4 protein-coding genes and 2 pseudogenes are annotated in these 7,539 nt (G+C 70.3%); 1 reads left to right on the forward strand and 5 read right to left on the reverse strand.

The annotated features are described in order from the left end of the window. The 5 genes and pseudogenes from AB0J09_RS49795 to AB0J09_RS49815 form a co-directional block, all read right to left on the reverse strand. Positions 1–272 (reverse strand): annotated as a pseudogene (locus AB0J09_RS49795) (hypothetical protein); the annotation flags it as partial. A 63-nt stretch (positions 273–335) separates the two neighbouring features. Further along, positions 336–2,558 (reverse strand): hypothetical protein, encoded by a 2,223-nt coding sequence (locus AB0J09_RS49800; protein ID WP_360708069.1) that lies wholly within the window; start codon positions 2,556–2,558, stop codon positions 336–338. 36 nt (positions 2,559–2,594) lie between these two features. Beyond that, positions 2,595–3,449, reverse strand: coding sequence for a carbohydrate ABC transporter permease (locus AB0J09_RS49805; RefSeq protein ID WP_360708072.1), 855 nt, complete (start codon positions 3,447–3,449; stop codon positions 2,595–2,597). Further along, a complete protein-coding gene (locus tag AB0J09_RS49810; protein ID WP_360708075.1) occupies positions 3,443–4,432 on the reverse strand; it encodes a sugar ABC transporter permease in 990 nt (329 codons plus the stop codon). The genes AB0J09_RS49805 and AB0J09_RS49810 overlap by 7 nt, the downstream gene beginning before the upstream one ends. Positions 4,433–4,435: 3 nt before the next feature. Then, the gene (locus tag AB0J09_RS49815; RefSeq protein WP_360708078.1) at positions 4,436–5,722 is read right to left on the reverse strand and encodes an extracellular solute-binding protein; all 1,287 of its coding nucleotides are present in this window, start codon (positions 5,720–5,722) and stop codon (positions 4,436–4,438) included. Between the two features lie 257 nt (positions 5,723–5,979). On the opposite strand from AB0J09_RS49815, the pseudogene AB0J09_RS49820 reads away from it, so the two are divergent. After that, positions 5,980–7,539 (forward strand): annotated as a pseudogene (locus AB0J09_RS49820) (DUF3372 domain-containing protein); the annotation flags it as partial.

Raw genomic sequence — 7,539 nt, forward strand, 5'->3', positions numbered from 1 at the left:
CCGACCGCCGACCGCACCCCGGCCGACACGGTCAGCCACCCGTCGTACGGGCACGTCACGGTGCCCACGGCCTTCACCGACACGGACCCGAGCGCGCTCTCGCCGGCCAGCCGCCACAGGTGGGGCGTGTCCGCCGGGTCGAGGTCGTCCCAGAGCAACCCCGGCACCCCGATGAACGCCACCCGCCCCGCCGGTGCCCCGGATTCCGCCGCCGACGCCTGGGCAGGCGAGGTCACCCACCACAGGGCGGACGAGACCAGCAGTAACAGCACCCACCTCACTGTCGAACCCCCGTCCTTGTTGGGAAACGCCCGAAACCCTACCGGGCCGGGTGATCAGACGGCGGGCTTCTTGATGATCAGCCGGGTCAGCGCCTCGTCGTACGGCGGGTCGAGCCAGTAGTCGGAGTGCCAGCGCGCCTCGGGCAGCGGCTCACCCGGGCCGGGCTGGATCGGGTCCCAGCAGAACAGGTCCACCCCGTTCTGGTGACCGGACGACGAAGCCAGGGGGTCGACGCGCCCGAAGACGGGCCCGCCGATGGGGTCGCTCAGCCGGTAGAGGTTGTACCAGGGAACGGCGTCCCGGACGGCCGACAGCGCGCTGGTGCCGAAGTAGGCGGGGAAGAAGGCGGCGTACAGGCGGCGCAGCGGCGACCCGTGGGTGAGCATCCCGACCCGGGCCCGCAGCTCGGGCTTGAGCTGCAGCACCAGGGCGGCGGTGATGACGCTCCCCTGGCTGTGCCCGGAGAGGACCACCTTGTCCCGCGAGGTCCTGGCGAGCCTGTCCACGCGGTCGATCAGCTCGGGGATGACCCGCTCCGTGTAGCAGGGAGGGGCCAGCGGGTGGATCGCGCGGGGCCAGAAGGTGGAGATGTCCCAGACGATGCCGATCGTCCGGCGCAGCCCGGAGTCGCTGTACGTGCGGCGTCCGAGGAGCACCAGACCCACGATGGCCGCCGTCATGGCCCAGCTCACGAGCGTGGCGAGCAGCCCCGCGAGACCGCCCTCAGGAGTGAACAGCCGGAACTGGTAGATCACGGTCACCGCGGCGAACCCGGCCATGCCGATGCCGGTGAGCACGGCCAGCACGAGCCCGGCCCGGTCGGGCAGCGAGGCGAGCGCCCACTTGGCGGCCACCTCGTCGTCGTAGCGCTCGCCGTAATAGCGTGTCAGCTTCGGCGTGAGCCGGCCGGCGACGGACTCGCGGATCGCGTACAGGATGATCGCCAGAGCGGCGAACCCGGCGGCCAGCAGCGGCACCAGCGCGGCCGTCCACCACACCGGGTCGTCGAGGAAGAGCTTCCTGCCGAGCGGCTCCGGAGAGGCGGAGGTGCCCGGGACGCCGAAGAACGTGGCGGTCCAGAAGAGCACGCCGAGCGCCAGCACGTTCGCGCTGCCCGCGGCCACCATCAGCACGAACCACGCGGCGATCCCGCCCATCGCCCGCGGCTCCCCGGACGACCGGTCCATCCAGGCCAGCACGCAGGTCGTGACCAGTATGAACAGCCCGAGCCCGACCGTGAGCGCGAACTGGAACGCCCCCACCCCCACGCCGGGCAGCTGCCGCCCCGGCGCGGCCGGCGACATCCCGGCAAGCGCCGCCCCGATCGTGGCCAGGCACACCAGCGGCGCGACCACCCGCAGCCCCTGGCAGGCGAACGTGAGCCACCCGGGAATCCGCTCGTCCGAGCCCGGGTCCAGCCGCCGGGCGATCCACGGCAGCAGCACCAGCAGCGCGGCCACGACCTGCACGCCCGCGTTGGCCACGGTCAGGACGAGCCCCAGCGGGGTGCCCGCGAACGGCGCGGACACGGCCAGCCCGATCGACGCGATCGCGAAGCACACGTGCACGACCCGCAGCCGCCACACCGGCGCGCCGCCGTGCCACAGCCGCGGCTGGGCCAGCAGCAGGCCGTCACCGGCGGTGCTGCCGGGCGGCAGGACCGTACGCTCGTCGCGTTCCCAGGTGCGCCGCGCGATCCACCACAGCAGCACGACCACCGCCAGTGGGACCAGGGCGGTGACGGCCAGCCGCTTCGACGGCTCGTCCCCCCACAGCGCGCCCAGCCAGTGCACCCACACGGGCGCGGTGTCGTAGGTGCAGGCCCGGCCGGCGGCCGTGCACTGCCAGCCGACGAGATCGACACTGGCCCGGGTGACGGCCCCGACGAGCGTCGCGGTCAGCAGCAGGGCGAACAGCCGCTGGGCCGCCTCGGTCACGTGCCGCAGCCACGCCCCGCGCGGCGGCCTGGGGAGCATGAAGTACGACAGATTCGCCAGCGAGAACGGCAGCAGGAGCAGCCACAGCGCGATCGTCTTGCCGCCGGAGGTCAGGCCGCCCCACGCGTACGCCTCCCGGCGGCGGGCGTCGGGCACGTCCGCGTCCTCCCCGTGTGGCTTGCCGTCGGCCGACCAGCGCCGGTAGAACCCGGTGGTGCCATCGCCCGCGACGATCCGGGGGTGGGGGTGGTTCAGCATGCCCTCGGGGGGCGTGCCGGAGACGCCGTGCACGCGTAGCTCGGTCACGCCTCCGCAGGTCTCGTCGAGGAATCCGTCCATGCCGCCAGGATCTCCCCGGGCGACGATCACGTACAGTCACGACTTGGTTGCGCCCGCGGTGAGGCCGGTGATCAGGTGACGCTGGACGAGCAGGAAGAGGGCCCCCGCGGGGATGGCGATGAGTACGGCGGAGGCCGTCATCAGCCCCCAGTCCGACCAGTGCTGGCCGATGAACTGCTGCAGCCCCACCCCCAGCGTGCGCTTGTCCTCCTGCGACATGAACACCGTGGCGTATCCGACCTCGCCCCAGGCGGTCATGAAGCAGTAGAACGCGGTCACCGCGATCCCCGGCCGGGCCAGGGGGAGCACGACCCGCCAGAACGTGCCGAACGGGGTCAGCCCGTCCACCATCGCGGCCTGGTCGATCTCCACCGGCACCGTGTCGAAGTAGCTCTTCATCATCCAGGCGCAGAACGGCACGGCGATGGTCATGTACGCGATCACCAGGCCGGGGATCTGGTTGAGCAGGCCCAGCCCGGCGATCAGGTTGTAGAGCGGAACGATGAGGATGGCGACGGGGAACATCTGGGTGATCAGCAGCAGCCACATCACGGAGCGGTGCCCGGGGAAGCGGAACCGGCTGACCGCGTACCCGGTGGTCGCCGCCAGGAACACCCCGGCCAGCATGGTCAGACCGGCGGTGAGCACGCTGTTGAGCAGCCACTGCGGGAACTCGGTCGCGGTGAGCACGCGGACGTAGTTGTCGACCGAGGAGTGGTTGAAGAACTGCAGCTCGGTCGAGAGCCAGCCGTCGCGTGGCTTGAGCGAGGTGAGCACCAGCCACACGACCGGGAACAGCGAGAAGGCCACGGCGAGCAGGAGTCCGGCGTGCAGGCCGATCGAGGCCAGCGGGCCCCGCTCGCCGCGCCCGCGCCTGATCTCGCTCACCATGGGTCTCCTTGACTCCGCAACGTGCGGCGGTAGCCGACCGCCAGCACCACCAGCATGAGGAGGATGATCACGCCCCAGGCCGCCGAGCCCGCGTAGTCGCGGATGCCGGTGAAGGCCTCCCGGTAGGCGTAGGTGACCAGGATCTCGGTCTCGCTGCCAGGCCCGCCCCTCGTCACCAGGAAGATGATGGGGAACATGTTGAACGTCCAGATCGTGCCCAGCAGGACCACGGTGGACGACACTTGGCGCAGCCCGGGCAGCGTGATCGCCCTGAACCGCTGCCAGGCGTCGGCCCCGTCCACCTCGGCCGCCTCGTAGAGCTCGGCGGGTATCGACTGCAGGCCGCCGAGCAGGGCGACCATCATGAACGGCACCCCGATCCACACGTTCACCGCGATCACCGCGATCTTGGCGGTGGTCGGGTCGTCCAGCCAGCCCACGCCGGACAGGCCCGCCATCTTGAGGAACCCGTTGATGACGCCGTAGTCGCTGTTGTAGAGGTAGCGCCAGATGAAGGCTGCCACGAAGGCGGGCACCGCCCAGGGCAGGATGAGCAGGACCCGGTAGACGGATCTCCACCGCAGCTTGCGGTTGAGCATCACGGCCAGGCCGAGCCCGATGCCGTAATGCAGCGCCACGCAGACCACCGTCCACACGACGGTCCAGATGAGCTTGTCCCAGAACAGGCTGGAGGTCAGGATCCGCAGGTAGTTGTCCAGGCCGACGAACTCATAGGTGGCCGGGATGACGTTCACCCCGATGGTCCGGCCGATGTTCGCCTCGGTGGCGTCCGTCAGCGACAGGTAGATCCCGCGCGCCAGCGGCCAGCCGATCAGCACCGCCATCACGACCACCACCGGCGCGATCATCGCCCACGCGTACCAGTGGGCGGACCACGTGCGCCGTAACCGTCCTGGCTTGTCGTGGCGGCTGCGGCCGCGGGTGTCACCCGCGGCCGCGGCCCGTCCGGTCGAGACCGCCACCGGTCAGCTCCAGTCCTTCATGATCCCGTGGTACTGCTCGTCGACCGTCTTGAGCACGTCCGCCGGTGCGGACTTGCCGCCGACGAGCGCCTGGTAGCCCTCCAGCAGCGGCTGGAACAGCTGCCCGCCCTCGGGGATCCACGGCCGTGGGACGGCGGTGTCCATGATCGGCTTGAAGACGACCACGTCGGGGTTGCCCTGCACGTCAGGCTTGGCATAGGCGGAGGTACGGGTCGGCAGGAGGCTGATCTCCTTGGCGATCTTCGCCTGGGCGTCCACGGTCGTCATGAAGCGGACGAACTCGTAGGCGGCCGGGATGTTCTTCGACCCCGCGTAGATGGCCAGGTTCCAGCCGCCTGTGGGGGCTCCGGCCTTGACGGACCCGGCCGGGACCGGCGCGATGCCCAGGTTCTTCTTGTCCTTGAACTCCTTGCCCTGGTAGATCTCCGACAACGACCACGGCCCGTTGTAGATCATCGCCGCCTTGCCCTCTTTCAGGGCGGTCATCGCGTTGGCGTAGCTCTCCGTGGTCGCGGGCTTGGGCGCGGCGCCCGAGCTGATCAGGTCGGCCACGGTCTGGATCGCCTTCACGTTCTGCGGTGAGTTGACCACGATCTTCTTGTTCGCCACGTCGAGCAGGTCCCCGCCCTCGCCGTACATGAAGGGCAGCAGGAAGTAGGAGTCGACGTTGAGCGCGAGCCCTTCGGCGCCGGCCTTGGCCTTGACGTCGAGTGCGGTCTGCTTCAGCTCGGCGATCGTCTTCGGCGGCTCCTCGTGCCCGGCCTGCTTCAGCAGCCGCTTGTTGTAGATCAGCGCGAGCGTGTCGGTGACCTGCGGCACGGCGTAGGTCTTGCCGTTGTACTTGGTGCTGCTCAAGGGCCCCGGCAGGAAGTCGGCCCCGTTGTCCACCGCCCGCGTGCCGTCCAGCGGCTGGAGATAGCCCAGTGACGCGAACTGCGACGTCCACGCCACCTCCGACCGGATCACGTCCGGCGCGCCCGCCCCCGCCTGCGCCGCCGTCTGGAACTGGCCCTGCGCCTGATCCGACGGCACATTCACATATTTGACCTTGACCTGCGGGTACTTCGCCTCGAACTCTTTGATCAACGCCTGGAACGTCGGCCCCTCGCTGTCCGGCCGCGTCGTGTCCCACCAGGTGATCTCGCCGCTGACCTTCGACGGATCGGAAACGGACGCGGCGGGAGGCGCCGTCCCTCCGCCGCCGCCACACGCGGAAATCATCAGAGTGGATGCCGCAACGACCGCTGCGGCGGGTAAGAGTCGTCGCATGTCCTTCTCCTCTTGGGATCGAGGGGTGGGGAACACGCCGGACGTTACGCCGACATGACGCTCAGAGAAAGATGGGTCCGTAAGGTTTCTGCAAGTTGTTACATTGGCCCGCGATGGCGGCGCCTCGGCCGCGTTACGCCGTGTCCATCGGCGTTTTCGCAGGCCGTCCCCTATCGTGGACCCTTGCTCACTGATCTTCTCCGTCAAGGAGCGGTTCGGAAGGTTTCAGAAATTTCCAGAAAGGATTGCAAGACGTCGTGATCCGTGAGGGCGAGGCGAGGGCCCACTGGATCGACCGGGACACGGTGGCGTGGCAGGTCGATCCGTCGCACCAGCACTCCCTGGCCTTCGGCTCGGGGGTCATCCGCCTGGAGCCCGGGACGCTGAGCGACGAGCAGCGGGCCCGGTGGCCGCACCTGGCGTCGTACACCGCGCTGAAGGTGGACCCGCGCGACGCCGGCCTGGTGCGTGCGGCGCTGCGCGACCGCGTCGTGGCCGAGGATCGGGACGTCTCGGGCACGCTGCTGGCGGCCACGGGCGTGCAGATCCCCGGCGTGCTCGACGACCTCTACGCCGCGGCAGCCGGCGCCAGGCTCGGGCCGGCGGGCCGGGTGTTCCCGAGGCTCTCACTGTGGGCGCCGACCGCGCGGAAGGTCGAGCTGGCCCTGTACGGCTCCCGCCGCACCCTCCACCCCATGCGGCGCGACGACGAGACCGGCATCTGGTCGGTACGCGGGCTGCCGACGTGGTGGGGCCGCGCGTACACGTTCCTCGTCACCCTCCACTCGGGGACGAACGAGGTCACCGACCCGTACGGGCTCGCCGTGACGCCGGACGGCGGGCGCAGCAGGCTCGTCAACCTGGGCAGCCCCGCCCTCAAGCCGCCCGGCTGGGACCGCCTCGCCAAGCCCCCGGCCGTCCCCCAGCACCGGGCGTCGATCTACGAGCTGCACGTACGCGACTTCTCCGCCTCCGACGCGAGCGTGCCGGCCGGGCTGCGCGGCACGTACGCGGCCTTCGGCGCGGACTCCGCCGGGATGCGTGAGCTGCGGGCGCTGGCCGAGGACGGGCTCACGCACGTGCACCTGCTGCCGGTCTTCGACTTCGCCACGGTCCCCGAGCGGAAGGCCGGCAGGACCGAACCGGACTGCGACTTCGCCGCGCTGCCCCCCGACTCCGACCAGCAGCAGGAGTGCGTGGCGCGCACGGCCGCGACCGACTCCTTCAACTGGGGGTACGACCCGCTGCATTACACGGTGCCCGAGGGCTCGTACGCGACGGACCCTGACGAAAGGGTCAGGGAGTTCCGTGGCATGGTCGCCGCGCTCAACCGGGCCGGGCTGCGCGTGGTGATGGACGTGGTCTACAACCACACCCACTCCACCGGCGTGCTCGACCCGATCGTGCCCGGCTACTACCACCGGCTGCTGGAGGACGGGAGGGTGGCCGACTCGACCTGCTGCGCCAACACCGCGCCCGAGCACATGATGATGGGCAAGCTGGTCGTCGACTCGGTCGTCTCCTGGGCGAGGCAGTACAAGATCGACGGTTTCCGCTTCGACCTCATGGGTCACCACCCGAAGGCGAACCTCCTCGCCGTCCGCCGCGCCCTCGACGAGCTGACCCCGGCCGAGGACGGCGTGGACGGCAAGTCGATCATCCTCTACGGCGAGGGCTGGAACTTCGGCGAGGTGGCCGGCGGCGCCAGGTTCGAGCAGGCCACGCAGGCGAACCTGGCGGGGACCGGCATCGGCACGTTCAACGACAGGCTGCGAGACGCGGTGCGCGGCGGCAGCCCGTTCGACCCCGACCCCCGC

Source organism: Nonomuraea sp. NPDC049784, assembly GCF_040659615.1.
Lineage (GTDB): Bacteria > Actinomycetota > Actinomycetes > Streptosporangiales > Streptosporangiaceae > Nonomuraea.